The sequence below is a fragment of the Streptosporangium sandarakinum genome (assembly GCF_013409935.1).
In the GTDB taxonomy this organism is placed as follows: domain Bacteria; phylum Actinomycetota; class Actinomycetes; order Streptosporangiales; family Streptosporangiaceae; genus Streptosporangium; species Streptosporangium nondiastaticum.
The window spans coordinates 2,985,355-3,000,476 of the sequence record NZ_JACCCO010000001.1; the positions used below are offsets into that span (position 1 = coordinate 2,985,355).

Genomic DNA, 15,122 nt, shown 5'->3' on the forward strand with positions numbered 1-15,122 from the left:
GAAGTCAAGAAATGATCTGCACCTTGCTGTGATCGCCCAGCACGAGGCGGTGGGCTCGGGGGATGGCGGGGGCGGGGGTGACCTCGACGTCGTGGCCGATGAGGGACGCCTCGATCCGGGAGACCCCGCGGATCGAGGACCTGGGCAGCACGATCGAGTACTCGATCTCGCTGCCGGAGATCAGGCAGCCGGCCGCGATGGAGGTGAAGGGGCCGACGTAGCTGTCCACGACGCGGGTCCCGGCGCCGATGACGGCCGGGCCGACGATGCGCGACCGCTCCACCACGGCGCCCGCCTCGACGGCGACCCGGCCGATCAGCTCGCTGGCGGCGTCCGCCCGGCCGTTCACCCGGGGCTCCAGGGATTCCAGGACCAGCCGGTTGACCTCCAGCATGTCGGTGACGTTGCCGGTGTCCTTCCAGTAGCCGGTGATGACGGTGGAGGAGACGCGCCGCCCCTCCTCGATCAGCCACTGGATCGCGTCGGTGATCTCCAGCTCGCCCCGCCACGACGGCTTGAGCCCGGCCACCGCCTCGTGGATCGCGGGCGTGAAGAGGTAGACGCCGACGAGCGCGAGGTCGCTCTTGGGGGCGGCGGGTTTCTCCTCCAGCCCGACGACGCGGCCGTCGGCGTCCAGCTCGGCCACGCCGAACTGCCGGGGGTCGCCGACCCGGGTGAGCATGATCTGGGCGTCCGGCCGCTCGCGGGCGAACCGCGCAACGATGTCGTCGATGCCGCCGACGATGAAGTTGTCGCCGAGGTACATGACGAAGTCGTCGTCGCCGAGGTAGTCGCGGGCGATCAGCACGGCGTGGGCGAGGCCCAGCGGCGCCTGCTGGCGCAGGTAGGTCACCTGCAGGCCGAACGCCGAGCCGTCGCCGACCGCCGACTCGATCTCGGCCTGCGTGTCGCCGACGACGATCCCGACCTCGCGGATCCCGGCGGCCCCGATGGCCTCCAGTCCGTAGAACAGGACGGGCTTGTTGGCGACCGGGACGAGCTGCTTGGCGGAGGTGTGGGTGATGGGCCGCAGCCGGGTGCCCGACCCTCCGGCGAGCAGGAGTGCTTTCACGGTCAGTAGGCTCCTTCTCCGCCGGTGACGGCGCTCCAGGTCTTCCACAGGATCTGCAGGTCGAGCATGAGGGACCAGTTCTCGACGTAGCGCAGGTCCAGGCGGACCGACTCCTCCCAGCTCAGGTCGGATCGGCCGCTCACCTGCCACAGGCCGGTCATGCCGGGCTTGACGACCAGGCGGCGGCGGACGTCGGCGCCGTACTGGGCGACCTCGTCGGGCAGCGGGGGTCTCGGCCCGACGAGTGACATCTCCCCCCGCACCACATTGAGGAGCTGCGGCAGCTCGTCGAGGGAGTAGCGGCGCAGGAACGCCCCGATCCGGGTGATCCTTGGATCGTTCCGGATTTTGAACAGCACGTCGTCGAACTCGTTGTGCGAGACGAGCTCCACTTTGCGGTGTTCGGCGTCCGCCACCATGGTGCGGAACTTCACCACCCTGAACTCCTCGCCGCCCCTGCCCACCCTGACCTGCCGGAACAGTGCCGGACCCGGGCTGGTCGCCCGGATCAGGACGCTGATGACGAGCATGGGAACGGCCAGCAGCAGCAGGGCCGCGGCGGCGCCGGTCCGGTCGAACAGGTTCTTGGCGAGGTGTTTCGCGCCGTCGAACTCCGGGTGCTCCACGTGCAGCAGCGGCATCCCGGCCACCGGGCGGATGCTGATGCGCGGACCCGCGACGTCCATCAGCGCGGGCGCCACGAACAGGTCGGTGCGGGCGTCCTCCAGGTCCCAGGCGAGCCGGCGCAGCGCGGCGCCGTCCAGTTCGGGGCAGGCCAGCACGGCGACGGCGTCGGCGTCGGCCTTGGTCACGACCTCGGCGACGTCGGTGAACCCCCCGAGGACCGGGACGCCGTCGACGTCGGCCACCTCCGTGGGGGCGGGCAGGCACGCGGCCACGACCCGCATGCCGTGGTGTGGCTGCCTGCGGAACTGCATCACCAGGTCGAGCACGGACTCGCGGTGGCCGACGGCGACCACCCGGCGCATGTACTCGCCGTGGGAGCGCCGCCGGTGGAGCCGTTTGCGCATGCGATATCGGAAGAGAATCGTCAGGAGAAGGGCGAGCGGGAACATCGCCATGACGAAACTCCGGGCGATGGTCGTCTGCGTCGCGTAGGCGCCGATGGCCACGGCGGCGGTCAGTCCCACGCCCCCGTCGAAAACCGCCCGGAACTCCTCCGTTCCCTCGCCGTGCGCGCGCCTTCGGTACGCGCCGGCGATCGCGAGCGAGAACGGCCATGCCAGGGCCAGGCCGAGCCCCAGCAGCGCCTCCGTCCCCGGGATGAAAGCGCCGAGCCACAGACGGGTCCCGAGGACCGTCTCGCAGGCCACCACGGCGCAGGTGACGTCTCCCACCAGCAGGACCCGCGCGTAGGAGCGCGTCCAGATGCTCGGAGCAGTGCGTACGACATCATCCGGGAGCCCTGTGGCGGGCTCCGCCGTCCCCACCCTCATACCAACCCCACCCGGATGCCCTAGGCGTTACCACGTAACGGGACGCGCATCGCGTTTCATTGGATGACAGCATTACCGAATGCACCGGCAGTATGGCTATTCCAGGGAAATCCTAGGGATCGCCATTGGGGAGGGGAACAGCAGCTAAGTGTCCACTACCGGCCGAAGTCAGGAGACGTACTCATCTTGACGGAACGATCCAAACATGCAGGCTTTATGAAGGATTTATTCAGAAAAAGGGGGATTTAGTCGTATTCAAAATCGGGCAGCGGAGCCGGGGGCTCCGGACTGCGCCAGACGACCACGGACTCCCCGGCGGAGGCGTTCACCGCCGCGCCGAGCCGTTCCGGGTCGAAATCAGGCAGGTAGCGCAGACGCGCGAGGAAGGCGGCGTCGACCGCCGATCTGGGCACCACGCAGCTCTGGCCGTCGTGGTCGAGGAGGATGTACAGGATGTCCGCGTCCGAGCCGCCCTCGATCCGCACCTCGGCGAGGTCCTCCCACGCGAGGGCGGCGACGCTGCCGTCCGCGTAGTGGCGGGCAACGCCTTCTTCGGTGACGTACACGTAGGAGTCCGGCACTGAGTCGCCGTGCATGGCCGCGATTCTGACGACTGCCGGGCACCCGGTGCAATAGAAACGTGCGAGCCGGGCCCATCACCCGCCCGCCGCCTCTCGTTCCGGACCGGTGAGCCGGTCGGTTCGCCGCCCGTCACCCCTCGGCCCGGACGGGTGCGGTCCGGCGTGTCACCCGCCCGTCATCCCTCGCCCCAGCCGTGGTCCAGGTGCGCGGCGACGGCCCGCCGGGCGGCGTCGGCCGGGCCCCGGGCGACCGCGTCGAGCAGCTCGCGGTGCTCGGCGACCAGCACGTCGCGGTCGGTGTAGACGGTGCGCAGCCGGACCAGGCCGAGGCGGGTCTCGGCGGCCAGCACGCCGTAGAGGCGCTCCAGCCGGGGGCTGCCCACCTCGACCACCATCGCCTGGTGCAGGGCCATGTGCTCGGCCACCACGTCGGACCACGGGGCGTCGGCGGGCAGCGCGGCCATCCGGTCCAGCGCCGCGTCGGCGTCGGCGACCCGCCGCCCGGCGAGCGCGACGGCCATCAGGTCCTCCAGCGGGCGCCGGACGAACATCAGGTCGTCCAGGTCGTCCAGGGTCACCTCGGCCACCTGCGCGCTGCGGTGCCGCTCCCGGCGCAGCAGCCCCTCGTGGACGAGGACGGCCAGCGCCTCGCGGACGGTCGGCCGGGCCACGCCGTACGCGGCGGACAGCTCCTGCTCCGGCAACGGGGTGCCCGGGGCCAGCTCACCGGAGAGCACCCGGCGGCGCAGGGCGTCGGCGAGGGCCTCGACGGCGGAGACGGGACGGAGCGGAATGGTCACGCCGACGACCCTATTGCCCCCACCGGGTCCTCACGGCCGGGCCGCCGCCGCTCGGGGAGCGCCACCACCGCCAGGCTCGCGCCGAGCAGCACCAGCCCGGCCCCGGCCTGGAGGGTGAGCCGCTCGCCGAGCACCGCGACCCCGAGCAGGGCCGCGACGGCGGGCTCGGCGAGGGAGAGGGTGGCGGCGGTGGCGACGGGGGTGGTGCGCAGGCCCCTGCCGTACATGACATAGGACAGCGCGGTGGTGACGCAGCCCAGGTAGAGGGCGGTGAGCAGGCCACGCGGCTCGGCCAGCCAGCCGGCGCCCGTCCACAGCAGGACGGGCAGCATGACGACCGCGGCGCCGCCGAACATCGCCCCCATCACGGTGTCGGAGGAGCCTCCGGCGCCGATCACCCTCGCCGCCGCCACCACGTAGAACGCGTACAGCAGGCCGCCGAGCATCGCCAGCAGCACCCCGTCCGCCCGCACCTCGCCGCCCCCGCCCGTCAGTACGGCGCAGCCGGCGACCGCCGCCGCGGTCGCCCCGACCCACCGCCTGGTGGGCCGCACCCGGTCGAGGAGCCAGGTCAGCAGCCCGGCGAAGACGGGGCCGCTGCCGATCGCGACCACGGTGCCGACGGCCACCCCGGTCCGGCTGACCGCGCCGAAGAAACAGAGCTGGTAGGCGGCCACCGCCAGGGCGGCCGCCACGAGCAGGCCCCGGTGCGGAAGGGACCGTACGGCGGGCCCGGCCACGGCCGCGAGGACCAGGCCACCGACGACCAGCCGCGCGGCGGCCAGGGAGACGGGGTGGACCCCCGCGGCGAGCAGTCCGGCGGTGCCCGCGGTCCCCCACAGGACGGCGGCTCCGACTACGGCGAGCTTCATGCCTCACATTGTCTGACAACCAGACAGATCATGTCCAATCGACCTTCGCATCCGGGCGGTTCGCTCTGGGGGCGGCCCGGAGCGGCGTCCTCCGGGACGGCGTCCTCCGGGACGGCATCCCGAGGCGGCATCCCGGCGCCATAGGGGACGGCGCCCCCCGGGGCCGCGTGATGGAGCGTTCCGGAGGCGCCCGAGGCGGAAAAGATCCCCCGTTTCCCCCAGAGCGCAAATACCGGCGGGATACGAATCACTCGCATCTCTGGTCGCGGAAGACAGCCGTTGCTAGGGTTTCGCCACTGCTAACAGCCCATATCCGTAATGCGAGGTCTGATGGGCGACCGCAAACCTTCGATCAAGGTCAAGATCTTCACCCTGCTACTTGTACCAATTGTCTCACTTGTAGCAATTTGGGGATTTGCGGCGGCCCTCACCCTGCAGAGCGGCCTGGAGCTGCTGCGGGCCAGCAAGGGCTACGAGTACGGGGTCGTCCCCACCCGGGCGCTGACCACCGCGCTCCAGCACGAGCGGCTGCTGTCCCTCGCCTACCTGGGCGGCAGCGGTTCCCGTGCCGAGCTGGACGCCCAGCGGAGCCGTACCAACGCCGCCCGGGCCGAGCTGGAGCGGCTGACGCCCCTCCTGGAGGAGAACTCGACCCCCGCGGTGTGGGAGCGGAGCAGCCGGCTGAGGGTCGCGCTGGACCGGCTCACCGAGATCAGGAGCGGGGTGGACACCCGTACCGCCACCCGCATTACGACCCTGGACGCCTACAGCGCCCTGGTCGGCTCGGCCTTCGACGCCTACAGCAAGATCAGCTCCGCGGACCCCGCCCTGGCCGACCAGATGCGCGCCGTCGTCATGGTGGGGCGCAGCCGCGAGATGCTCAGCCGGCAGGCCGCGCTCATCTCCGGCGCCGTGGCCTCGAAGACCATGAGCGCCGCCGAGCGCACCCGGTTCGGTGAGCTGGCGAGCAGCCGCAAGCTGCTCTACTCCCTCGGGTTCGACCAGTTCGACGCGGAGCTCCGGGAGCTGTACCGGAAGCTGGAGGGCTCCCCCGTCTACCTCGCGTTCGGACGGGTCGAGCACACCGCCCTCACCGGAGGCCGGCCCGACTCGTTCTGGGCGGCGAACGCGAAGGCGCTGTCGGACTCCTTCGACGACCTCGGCGGCCAGGCCAGCAAGCTCCTCACCGAACGGTCGGGGCCGGTCGCCACCGGCATCCTGGCCCGGATCGGCATCGCCGGCGGGCTCGGACTGGTGGCCGTGGCCTTCTCCGTGTTCATCTCGGTGCGGTTCGGCGGGCGGCTCGCCGCCGAGCTCGGCGGCCTCCAGCGCGCCGCCCTCGACCTGGCCCACCGGCGGCTGCCGGACGTGGTGGAGCGGCTCCGCAAGGGCGAGGACGTCTGCTCGGAGGTCCGCGAGCTGGACCACGGGACCACCGCCGAGGTCGCGAACGTCGGCCGGGCGTTCTCCTCCGTCCAGCGGACCGCCGTCGAGGCGGCCGTCGGCCAGGCCGAGCTGCGCAAGGCCGTCAACAAGGTGTTCGTCAACCTCGCCCGGCGCAGCCAGTCGCTCCTGCACCGGCAGCTCGCCATGCTGGAGGCGATGGAGAAGCGGGCCGGCGACCCCGACACCCTTGAGGAACTGTTCGCCATCGACCACCTGACCACCCGCATGCGCCGCCACTCCGAGGGCCTGATCATCCTGTCCGGCGCCGTCCCCGGCCGGGGGTGGCGCACGCCCGTCATGGTCTACGACGTCGTCCGGGCCGCCGTCGAGGAGGTCGAGGACTACCAGCGGGTGACCGTGGCCGTTCCGCCCGGCCCCTGCGTCCAGGGCACGGTCGCGACCGACGTGATCCACCTGGTGGCCGAGCTGGTGGAGAACGCCGCCGTCTTCTCCCCCCCGAACACCACCGTGCGGGTCGGCGGCGAGGTCGTGGCCCGCGGCTACACCATCGAGGTGGAGGACCGGGGGCTCGGCATGGCCCCCGAGGAGATGGCCAGGCTCAACGAGCGGCTGGCCGGTCCGCCGGAGTTCGACCTGGCCGACAGCGACCGCCTCGGCCTGGTCGTGGTCACCCAGCTCGCCGCCCGGCACGGCATCCGCGTCACCCTGCGTCCCTCCCCGTTCGGCGGCACCACGGCGATCGTGCTCCTGCCGAACGAGCTGATGGCCGAGCCGTCCGCCTCCCGAACCGCCCACCGGACCGACGCCGAGCGGCTCTCCCCCGTCGGCCTCCCCCGCCGGGTACGGCGGGCCGCTCCCGCGCTGACCGCCCCGTCACCGGCACTGTCCGCCCCGCCCGCTCCGCCCGCTCCGTCCGCCCAGCCGCCCGCTCCGTCCGGCCGGCCGTCCGTCCCGCCGCCCACCTCCTCGTCCGTGCCGTCCGTGCCGTCCGTGCCGCCCACGCTGTCCGTGCCGTCCGCTCCGCCGCCCGCGCGGGACGAGACCCCCGAGCCGGTCACGGGCAACCTGCTGACGTCGTTCCGCAACGGCTGGCACCGCGCGGAGCAGGAGAAAGGAGTGGAATGACGGATCACTGGCTCGACGACGCCGGGCCGATCGTCCGCCCCTACACGCTCACCCGCGGCCGGACCAGGGGCAGCGGAGCCTCGTTCGACCTGCTGGCCACGGTCGTGGTGGTCAGGTCGCCCCAGGAGGACCTGCCCCCCGAACATGTGCTGATCATGGACGCCTGCCGCTCGCCGACCTCGGTGGCCGAGATGGCCTCGGCCACCGGCCTGCCCGTCGGGGTGATCCGGGTGCTCCTCGGCGACCTGCGGGACTCCGGCCTGGTCGCGATCCGGCCGCCCACGCCCATCGCCGCGCTCCCCCGGGAGAACGTGCTGCGCGAGGTCCTGGCCGGGCTGAAGGGGTTGTGAACCGCCCGGCACCGTACGGCGCGGCGGCCTCGGGGTGGCGACCCGGTGACCCGACGGCCTGGCCGTACGGCGACGTCCGGGCGGCGGCTCGGCCCCATGACGACCCCCTGACGGCCACACGGCGGCCGGGCGGCGCGGAGGATCAGTCGGTGGCCAGCCGGGCGTGCCGTTCCACGTCGTGCCGGACGTCCCCGTACCGCAGCTTGCCCCGTTCCACCCCCTCGACCTTGAACCCGGCCCTGGCCGCCACCGCGCACGAGGCCGTGTTGTCCGTACGGTGCCCGAGCTCCAGGCGGAACAGGCCGCGCTCCGCGAAGGCCCAGTCCGCCAGCCTGCGGACCGCCGCCACCGCCACCCCGCGCCCCCTGGCGTGCGGGGACGTCCAGTAGGAGACCCAGCCGGTGTCGTGGGCGTCGATGTTGCTCACCGCCACGTTCCCCACGACCTCGCCGCCGGCCACCACGGCGAAGGCCCGCGCGTCGTCGCGGAAGCGCCACGTCCCCATCCACTCCAGGGCCGCCCGCCGGGTGTCGACCGGCCAGGCCGACTGCTGCGCCATGTCCGGAGAGCTGAACGCGTCGAGCACGACCCCGATGTCGTCGGGGTGCCAGTCACGCAGTTCGACATCGATCATGCCGCGCAGGGTATGCCACCGGCGGCGCGCCGGGAAGGCTCGCCGCCAGGCTCCCGATCCGGTGTCCATCACATCTTTTTGGAGCGCTCCCACTTGAAGAATGATCCTCGCATGCCGACCGTTCGGCCCTACCGGCCCGATGACCGCGCCGCGCTCGGTGACATCTGCGTGCGAACCGCCCACGAGGGCGGCGACTCCCGGCGCATCCATCCCGACCTCGACCTGTTGCCGGACCACCGGCGCAGGGGGCACGGCCGCGCGCTGATGAACGCCTTCCTCGACGCCCTGCACCGCAAGGGGGTGGCCGCGGTGCACCCGGGCAGGGTCACCGCCGACACCGCCGCGCGGGCCTTCTACGACCGCCTGGGGTTCCACGAGATCCCGGTCGCCGGCCCCGGTCCCCTCACCTACCTGGGCCGGAGGACGGCCCCGATGTGAGGCCCGCGGCGCCGCGCCGCCGCCCCGCCCCCGGATCGGAAACTCCCAGATAGATCTAAGTCTGTATGGGCACTCAAGCTCGTATGAGTGACGATTCGCAGAGCCACGACTTTCGAGGAAGGGAATTCGGGGGCGACCCCTCCGACCGGCCGAGGACGATGGGGGAGATAGCGGTGAATCTGGCGGTGAGCGAGGCGCTGGCCAACCACGGCCATCACGCGCTGGTCAACGCGCACGAGGCCGCGGCCAGCAGCCACGAGCTGATGGCCGAGGCGGGGGTGGGGGATGTGGACGAGCATCTGGGCCTGGCGCAGTGGCACCGATGGTGCGCGGTCGTCGAGGACCAGCTCGCCGACGAGGCCGACCAGCGGACACCCGCCAGGAGGAAGACCGACTCCTGAGGGAAGGGCGGCGTCTGCGCCCCATCGCCACTCTTCGCTTCACGGCGCCGTCCAGGCGCCGCCAGGGACGGTGGCCGTCCGGTCCTCGACACGGCCGGACGGCCCCGCCCGAACCCCGCGTCAGTCGCGCGGGATGGCCTCGATGGCCCGCATGTTCTCCTCACCCCACACGCCGAGCGGGATGAGCGCGGTGTTGAGCGATTGCCCGAACTCGGTCAGGGAGTACTCCACCTTCGGCGGGACCTGGTGGTAGACCTCGCGGTGCACCAGGCCGTGCGCCTCCATCTCCCGCAGCATCTGGATGAGCATCTTCTCGCTGATCCCCGGCACCGACCGCTTCAGCTCGCCGAACCGGCGCGGTTCGTGGTGGAGTGCCCACAGGATCAGCGCCTTCCACTTGCCGCCCACGATGTCCACGGCGGCGTCGAGCCCGCACGAGTAGGTCCGCTTCCTCATCCCGCTCCCCGCGTCCTGGGGCCTGTTCCGTGGCTTCTCGCCTGTCGAGGCCTCCCAGGCGGCCCCGCGCGGCTCGGCATGCTTACCAAAAGGTATGTACCCGACCAAATAGTAGGTACTTGAGGAAAAGTCAGCAAGGGCGCAGGATCGAAACGTCCGGCGAGCCTCGCCGGAGCGTCCCGGCCGATCCCGCCGCGCGCCGCCACCACCGGCGTCCGATGGAACCGCCAGGCCGGAAGGACCGCCAGGCCGGTGGAATCACCGGGCCGGTCAACCGCCGTACCGGCGGGACCGCCGTGCCGGATGAACCCGTACGCCCGGGAGCCTCCCGTACCGGAAGGCCCGGTCCGCCATGCCGGGAGGCCGCCCGGCCCGTATTCGACGAATCGGAGAAGAGAATGACCATGAACGACAACGCGCCCGTGACGGTCCTCGGACTGGGTGCGATGGGAACGGCGCTGGCCGGGGCGTTCCTGGACGCCGGTCACCCCGTCACCGTGTGGAACCGTACGGCGGGCAGGGCGGCGGACCTCGTCGCCCGGGGCGCCACCGAGGCCGCCACCGCGGCCGAGGCGGTGTCCGCGAGCCCCCTCGTCGTCGTCTGCCTGCTGAACGACGACACCGTGCGCGAGGTCCTCGACGGGGCGGTCGGCTCCCTGGCCGGCCGTACCGTGGTCAACCTCACCAACGGCACACCCCGGCAGGCCCGGGAGGCGGCCGACCGGGCGGCCGGGCACGGCGTCGGCTACGTGGACGGCGGCATCATGGCGGTCCCGCCCATGATCGGCACCCCCGGGTCGCTGGTCCTCTACAGCGGTTCGCCCGAGGGCTTCCACGCCCACGAGCGGACCCTCGGCGCGCTGGGCCGCGCCATGTACCTCGGCGAGGACGCGGGTCTGGCCGCGCTGTACGACATCGCGCTGCTCAGCGCGATGTACGGGATGTTCGGCGGGTTCTTCCACGCCCTCGCCCTGACCGGCTCGGAGAAGGTGCCGGCGACGGAGTTCGCGCCGCTGGTCGCCCCCTGGCTCACCGCCATGATGGCCGCCTTCCCCGGGATGGCGGAGGCGGTCGACTCCGGCGACCACTCGGCCGCCGCCTCCAACCTCGCCATGCAGGCGACCGCCTACGTCAACCTGCTGGACGCCAGCACCGACCAGGGCGTCAGCACCGAACTGGTCGAGCCCATGCGGGCGCTGCTCGACCAGGGCGTCGCCGCGGGCCTCGGCGCCGGTGACGTCTCCAGCCTGGTGGACCTGCTGCGCACCGCCCCCGCCGGAACGGCCGGCGCGTAGGGGAGGCCCGCCGGAACGGCCGGCGCGAAGAGGGAGAAGGAGCGGACGATGACCCACGACCGGCCCACCCCGGTGGCCGTGGCCGCCGCCCGCGCCGCTTCCCTGCCCTGCCGGTCCCCGTCCTCCCCGCCCGGCGGGACGGTCACCCTTCTCCGGTCCCGGCCGCGCCGTCCACCGTCGAGGCCGCCCGGGTGAGGAAGAGTGCCCGCTCCCGTTCGTTGCGGGTCAGCTCTGCGGCCCGCTCGAACTCCGCACGGGCCTCCGCCGCGCGGCCCAGCCGCGCCAGCAGTTCCCCCCGTACGGCCGGCAACTGCGGATAGCCGCGCAGCGCCCGCTCCGCCCCCAGCCCGTCCACGATCTCAAGCCCGCGGGCCGGACCGTACGCCATGCCCACCGCGACCGCGCGGTTCAGCTCCACGACGGGAGAGGGGGCGACGTGGGCCAGCACCCGGTAGAGGGCGGCCATCCGCTCCCAGTCGGTTTCCTCGGTGGACCGCGCGCGGGCGTGGCAGGCGGCGATGGCGGCCTGCAAGCCGTACGGGCCGAGGGTGCCGAGTGCCTCGGCGCGCCCGAGCGCCTCCAGCCCGCGGCGGATCAACAGCCGGTCCCACAGGCTCCGGTCCTGGTCGCCGAGCAGGACCGGTTCGCCGTCCGGGCCCGTCCTGGCCCGGACGCGGGACGCCTGGATCTCCATCAGGGCGACCAGCCCGTGCACCTCGGCCTCGCCGGGCATCAGCCCTGCCAGGACCCGGCCGAGGCGCAGCGCCTCCTCGCAGAGCGACGGGCGTGCCCAGTCGTCACCGGCCGTCGCCGAATAGCCTTCGTTGAAGACGAGGTAGACGACCTCCAGGACCGACGAGAGCCGTCCGGGCAGCTCGGCGGGCGGGGGCAGCTCGATCGGCACCCGCTTCTCGGCGAGGGTGCGCTTGGCCCGGGAGATCCGCTGGCCGACGGTCGGTTCGGGCACCAGGAAGGCCCGGGCGATCTCCTGCGTCGTCAGGCCGCCCAGCAGGCGGAGGGTGAGGGCCAGGCGCCCCTCGACCGGCAGCACCGGGTGGCAGGCGGTGAACAGCAGACGCAGCACGTCGTCGCCGATGTGGTCGTCGAGGGCGTCGTCCAGCTCGGCCTCGGCCGTCTCCTGCCGGACCTCCAGGTCGCGGCCGACCTCCCGGAGCTTGCGCTCGTAGCGGGTCCTGCGGCGCAGTAGGTCGACCGCCCGGTGCTTGGCGGTGAGTGTGAGCCACGCGCCCGGGTTCTCCGGCACGCCGGACTCCGGCCACTGCTCCAGCGCGGCGACCAGGGCGTCCTGCGCCAGTTCCTCGGCCAGGCCGATGTCGCCCACCATCCGGGCGAGCCCCGCGACCACCCGGGCGGACTCGATCCGCCAGACCGCCTCGATCACCCGGCGAGGGTCTTCGATCGTCACGGCCACCGATCCAAACACCTCGTCCCCGCCCGCGGCAATTCTCACCGCGGGCGAAGCGGGACGGGCGGAACCGGACGGCCCTGCCCGCGGGCGGATCGGGCCGGAGCGACCGGGCCGGACCGGGGTGGACGGTCAGGCCAGGGCGGCGAGTCAGGCGGGGACAGACGGTCAGGCCGGGGCGGCGAAGTCCTCGGGGCCCATGACGCGCCGGATGTCGGCCTCGCCCTCCCAGCCCTGCCAGAGGTCGCGGTGCAGCCGCAGGAACCTGGAGGTCCACTCGACGGCCTCCTCCTTCGAGCTGACCTGGTAGAGGGCGTAGCTGATCAGTTCCTTGGCCTCGGCGAACGGCCCGTCCGTGACGCTCAGCCGTCCCCCGGCGAGTTCGACCCGCGCGCCCTGCGCGCTCGGGGCGAGCCCCGCGGTGTCGAGCATGACGCCGGCCCCGGTGGCCTCCTCGCCGAGCTTCATGATGGCCTCCATCAGCTCGGCGGGCGGCGGGGTGGCGGGCTGGGAGGTGACGCTGAGGGTGATCATGTATCGCATGGGGTTCTCCTTCGATGCGGTCCAGGGGCCGGACTCTCTGTTCCTCTCGGCCCTCTGACCACGCTTCGAACGGGACGGGGCCGTTTCGACAGCGCGGCCGGAACTTTTTCAAGATTTTTCTGCGTCGACCCGGGATCGCCCGACGCGGGACCGCCCGGCCCTGAACCGCCCGACACGGGACCGCCCGGGGCCGGCCGCACGGACCGGCCGATGCCGTCATCACCGTCCGCGGCCTTACCTGACGAACCCGGGTCGCCCACCGCCGCGACGGCCTCCGTGGCGAGGCCGGTGATTCAGTCCTCTCGTCCGTCCGGCTTCTCGGCGGCCTGCCACACGGCGTCCAGATCGTCGGCGTAGTACTCGATCGCCCGCCGATATCTCTGCACCCCGTGGTCGCCGCTGGTTGCCGCCAGCGTCCTCAGTAGCAGCCGCACCGCCTCGCGGCCCTCGCCGCTGTTGTACAGGGCCATGGACAGGAACGTCTGCAACGCCGGGGCCTCCGGGAACTCCTCCAGCCCGCGGCGCAGGGTCTCCACGGCGGAGTCGTACCGGCCCAGCACCCGGTAGGTGCTTCCCAGCCCGAGGAAGGCCCCGTGGCGATCTTCCCGCGACAGCCCCTCGCCGCTCAGGGCGCGCTCGTAGAACGGGACGGCCTCCGTCTCCAGGCCGAGCGTGTCGTGCGCCCAGGCCGTCTGGTAGGCGACCTCGGCGTCCTCCGGATACCGTGCGGCCAGTTCCACCAACTGTTCCCGGGCCTGCTCGGCCTGGCCCTGTTCCCGCAACCGCACGGCTCCCGCCAGCGCCGCGTCCCGCTCGTGATCATCGCTCATGCCGCCCTACGCTGGCACACCGCCCCGCGGTCGACAAACCGCCGGTCATGCCACGGCCGCGCATCGGACGACCGTCGCGGTACCGCCGGGTCACCGTACGGCGCCGAGCACCACCCATCGGCCGGAGCGCAGCCTGGCCAGCAGGGTGACCATCCGGATCAGCAGGAAGACCGACAGGCCGGACCAGATCCCCACCAGCCCCCAGCCGAAGCTCAGTGACGCCCACACCACCGGCAGGAATCCCAGAACAGCCCCGCACGCGGTCGCGGTGCGCAGGTATCCCGCGTCTCCGGCGCCGAGCAGCACCCCGTCCAGGGCGAACACGACGCCGCCGATCGGCTGCAACGCGACGAAGAACCACCACGCGTGGGGCATCTCGGCCAGCACCGTCGCGTCGGCGGTGAACACGCGGGGCAGGATCCCGGCCAGCGCCGCGAACACCACGCCGAGCAACGCCCCGAACACCAGCCCGCAGCCGGTCACCTGCCAGGCCAGCCGGCGTGCCCGTTCCGCCTCGTGCGCGCCGAGCGCCGCGCCCACCAGCGCCTGGGCGGCGATGGCCAGCGCGTCGAGCACGAAGGCCAGGAACATCCACAGCTGGAACACCACCTGGTGGGCGCCGGACGCCGCGGCGGAGGTGTGCGCGGCCACCGCGGTGGCCGACACCCAGCACGCCTGGAAGGCCAGGCCGAGCAGTGCCAGGTCCCGCGCGAGGCCGAGTTGGGCGCGCGTCGCGGCCGGGACCGGGGCGAGCGGCACGCCCTCGGCCCGCAGCGCCCGCACGAACAGGCCCGCCGAGACCAGCTGCCCGGCCACGTTGGCGACCGCCGAGCCGTCGAGTCCCCAGCCGAGGCCGTGCACCAGCACCGGGCACAGCACCGCGGACAGGCCGTTGCCCACGAGCACGTAGCGCAGCGGGCGGCGCATGTCCTGCACGCCGCGCATCCAGCCGTTGCCGGCCATCGTGACCAGGATCAGCGGCGCGCCGAGCAGGGCGATCCGCATCCAGCCCACCGCCGCGGCGGCGACGCGGTCGTCACCGGCGAGCAGGCCGGCGACCGGCGCGGCGAGCAGTTCCCCGGCCACGACCAGCACCAGCCCGGCGGCCACGCCGAGCCAGGTCGCCTGCACCCCCTCGGCCACGGCGTCGGCCCGGCGGCCGGCGCCGTGCAACCGGGCCGCGCGGGCGGTCGTTCCGAAGGACAGGAACGTCATCTGGGACGCGATCTGCGCCAGCACGATCGCGCCGACCGAGAGCCCGGCGAGCGGCACCGCGCCCAGGTGGCCGATCACGGCCGTGTTGACCAGCAGGTACAGCGGTTCGGCGGCCAGGACGCCGAGCGCCGGCACGGCGAGCGTGATCAACTGCCGCAGTGGAGACCCGGTCCCCGCCACACGCTCGTCCATCCGCCCTCCGGTAAGGGTTACAGTCCAT

General features: G+C 72.8%; 16 protein-coding genes. 5 read left to right on the forward strand and 11 right to left on the reverse strand.

Annotation, left to right across the window (positions count from 1 at the left end):
• Positions 1–4: 4 nt before the first annotated feature.
• The 5 genes from HDA43_RS13325 to HDA43_RS13345 form a co-directional block, all read right to left on the reverse strand.
• Positions 5–1,072 (reverse strand): glucose-1-phosphate thymidylyltransferase, encoded by a 1,068-nt coding sequence (locus HDA43_RS13325; protein ID WP_179820360.1) that lies wholly within the window; start codon positions 1,070–1,072, stop codon positions 5–7.
• A 2-nt stretch (positions 1,073–1,074) separates the two neighbouring features.
• On the reverse strand, positions 1,075–2,529 hold the full coding sequence (locus tag HDA43_RS13330) for a sugar transferase (RefSeq protein ID WP_179820363.1): 1,455 nt from the start codon (positions 2,527–2,529) through the stop codon (positions 1,075–1,077).
• A 245-nt stretch (positions 2,530–2,774) separates the two neighbouring features.
• Positions 2,775–3,125, reverse strand: coding sequence for a hypothetical protein (locus tag HDA43_RS13335; protein WP_179820366.1), 351 nt, complete (start codon positions 3,123–3,125; stop codon positions 2,775–2,777).
• A gap of 161 nt (positions 3,126–3,286) precedes the next feature.
• A complete protein-coding gene (locus HDA43_RS36380) occupies positions 3,287–3,910 on the reverse strand; it encodes a GntR family transcriptional regulator (protein WP_179820368.1) in 624 nt (207 codons plus the stop codon).
• Complete coding sequence (locus tag HDA43_RS13345) at positions 3,907–4,782, reverse strand: DMT family transporter (protein ID WP_179820371.1); 876 nt, start codon at positions 4,780–4,782, stop codon at positions 3,907–3,909. Before HDA43_RS13345 ends, HDA43_RS36380 begins: the two co-directional genes overlap by 4 nt.
• Before the next feature lie 318 nt (positions 4,783–5,100).
• Here HDA43_RS13345 and HDA43_RS13350 point away from each other — a divergent pair, with 318 nt between their 5' ends.
• Entirely contained in the window at positions 5,101–7,314 is a 2,214-nt protein-coding gene (locus tag HDA43_RS13350) for a sensor histidine kinase (RefSeq protein WP_179820373.1), read from the forward strand.
• Complete coding sequence (locus HDA43_RS13355; protein WP_179820375.1) at positions 7,311–7,664, forward strand: DUF742 domain-containing protein; 354 nt, start codon at positions 7,311–7,313, stop codon at positions 7,662–7,664. The genes HDA43_RS13350 and HDA43_RS13355 overlap by 4 nt, the downstream gene beginning before the upstream one ends.
• Before the next feature lie 142 nt (positions 7,665–7,806).
• On the opposite strand, the gene HDA43_RS13360 is transcribed toward HDA43_RS13355, so the two are convergent.
• Positions 7,807–8,298 carry a GNAT family N-acetyltransferase gene (locus HDA43_RS13360; RefSeq protein WP_179820378.1) on the reverse strand — a complete coding sequence of 164 codons (492 nt, stop codon included), beginning with the start codon at positions 8,296–8,298 and terminating at the stop codon, positions 7,807–7,809.
• A 111-nt stretch (positions 8,299–8,409) separates the two neighbouring features.
• On the opposite strand from HDA43_RS13360, the gene HDA43_RS13365 reads away from it, so the two are divergent.
• Positions 8,410–8,736: a GNAT family N-acetyltransferase gene (locus tag HDA43_RS13365; RefSeq protein ID WP_179820381.1), complete on the forward strand. Its 327-nt coding sequence runs from the start codon at positions 8,410–8,412 to the stop codon at positions 8,734–8,736.
• 173 nt (positions 8,737–8,909) lie between these two features.
• A complete protein-coding gene (locus HDA43_RS13370) occupies positions 8,910–9,137 on the forward strand; it encodes a hypothetical protein (RefSeq protein ID WP_179820383.1) in 228 nt (75 codons plus the stop codon).
• A gap of 120 nt (positions 9,138–9,257) precedes the next feature.
• Here HDA43_RS13370 and HDA43_RS13375 read toward each other — a convergent pair whose 3' ends face one another.
• Complete coding sequence (locus tag HDA43_RS13375; RefSeq protein ID WP_179820386.1) at positions 9,258–9,593, reverse strand: winged helix-turn-helix transcriptional regulator; 336 nt, start codon at positions 9,591–9,593, stop codon at positions 9,258–9,260.
• A 404-nt stretch (positions 9,594–9,997) separates the two neighbouring features.
• On the opposite strand from HDA43_RS13375, the gene HDA43_RS13380 reads away from it, so the two are divergent.
• The gene (locus HDA43_RS13380) at positions 9,998–10,888 is read left to right on the forward strand and encodes an NAD(P)-dependent oxidoreductase (protein WP_218911714.1); all 891 of its coding nucleotides are present in this window, start codon (positions 9,998–10,000) and stop codon (positions 10,886–10,888) included.
• A gap of 142 nt (positions 10,889–11,030) precedes the next feature.
• On the opposite strand, the gene HDA43_RS13385 is transcribed toward HDA43_RS13380, so the two are convergent.
• The 4 genes from HDA43_RS13385 to HDA43_RS13400 form a co-directional block, all read right to left on the reverse strand.
• Positions 11,031–12,314 carry an RNA polymerase sigma factor gene (locus HDA43_RS13385; protein ID WP_312873229.1) on the reverse strand — a complete coding sequence of 428 codons (1,284 nt, stop codon included), beginning with the start codon at positions 12,312–12,314 and terminating at the stop codon, positions 11,031–11,033.
• Between the two features lie 168 nt (positions 12,315–12,482).
• Positions 12,483–12,857, reverse strand: coding sequence for a YciI family protein (locus HDA43_RS13390; protein WP_179820392.1), 375 nt, complete (start codon positions 12,855–12,857; stop codon positions 12,483–12,485).
• 293 nt (positions 12,858–13,150) lie between these two features.
• Entirely contained in the window at positions 13,151–13,687 is a 537-nt protein-coding gene (locus HDA43_RS13395; RefSeq protein ID WP_179820395.1) for a tetratricopeptide repeat protein, read from the reverse strand.
• A gap of 90 nt (positions 13,688–13,777) precedes the next feature.
• Positions 13,778–15,094, reverse strand: coding sequence for an MATE family efflux transporter (locus HDA43_RS13400; RefSeq protein WP_179820398.1), 1,317 nt, complete (start codon positions 15,092–15,094; stop codon positions 13,778–13,780).
• Positions 15,095–15,122: the final 28 nt, after the last annotated feature.

Bases quoted from the DNA above. Each gene is read 5' to 3' on its own strand.
- HDA43_RS13330 (WP_179820363.1), bottom strand. From the start codon at position 2,529: ATGAGGGTGGGGACGGCGGAGCCCGCCACAGGGCTCCCGGATGATGTC.
- HDA43_RS13335 (WP_179820366.1), bottom strand. From the start codon at position 3,125: ATGCACGGCGACTCAGTGCCGGACTCCTACGTGTACGTCACCGAAGAA.
- HDA43_RS13345 (WP_179820371.1), bottom strand. From the start codon at position 4,782: ATGAAGCTCGCCGTAGTCGGAGCCGCCGTCCTGTGGGGGACCGCGGGC.
- HDA43_RS13350 (WP_179820373.1), top strand. From the start codon at position 5,101: ATGCGAGGTCTGATGGGCGACCGCAAACCTTCGATCAAGGTCAAGATC.
- HDA43_RS13355 (WP_179820375.1), top strand. From the start codon at position 7,311: ATGACGGATCACTGGCTCGACGACGCCGGGCCGATCGTCCGCCCCTAC.
- HDA43_RS13360 (WP_179820378.1), bottom strand. From the start codon at position 8,298: ATGATCGATGTCGAACTGCGTGACTGGCACCCCGACGACATCGGGGTC.
- HDA43_RS13365 (WP_179820381.1), top strand. From the start codon at position 8,410: ATGCCGACCGTTCGGCCCTACCGGCCCGATGACCGCGCCGCGCTCGGT.
- HDA43_RS13375 (WP_179820386.1), bottom strand. From the start codon at position 9,593: ATGAGGAAGCGGACCTACTCGTGCGGGCTCGACGCCGCCGTGGACATC.
- HDA43_RS13380 (WP_218911714.1), top strand. From the start codon at position 9,998: ATGAACGACAACGCGCCCGTGACGGTCCTCGGACTGGGTGCGATGGGA.
- HDA43_RS13390 (WP_179820392.1), bottom strand. From the start codon at position 12,857: ATGCGATACATGATCACCCTCAGCGTCACCTCCCAGCCCGCCACCCCG.
- HDA43_RS13395 (WP_179820395.1), bottom strand. From the start codon at position 13,687: ATGAGCGATGATCACGAGCGGGACGCGGCGCTGGCGGGAGCCGTGCGG.
- HDA43_RS13400 (WP_179820398.1), bottom strand. From the start codon at position 15,094: ATGGACGAGCGTGTGGCGGGGACCGGGTCTCCACTGCGGCAGTTGATC.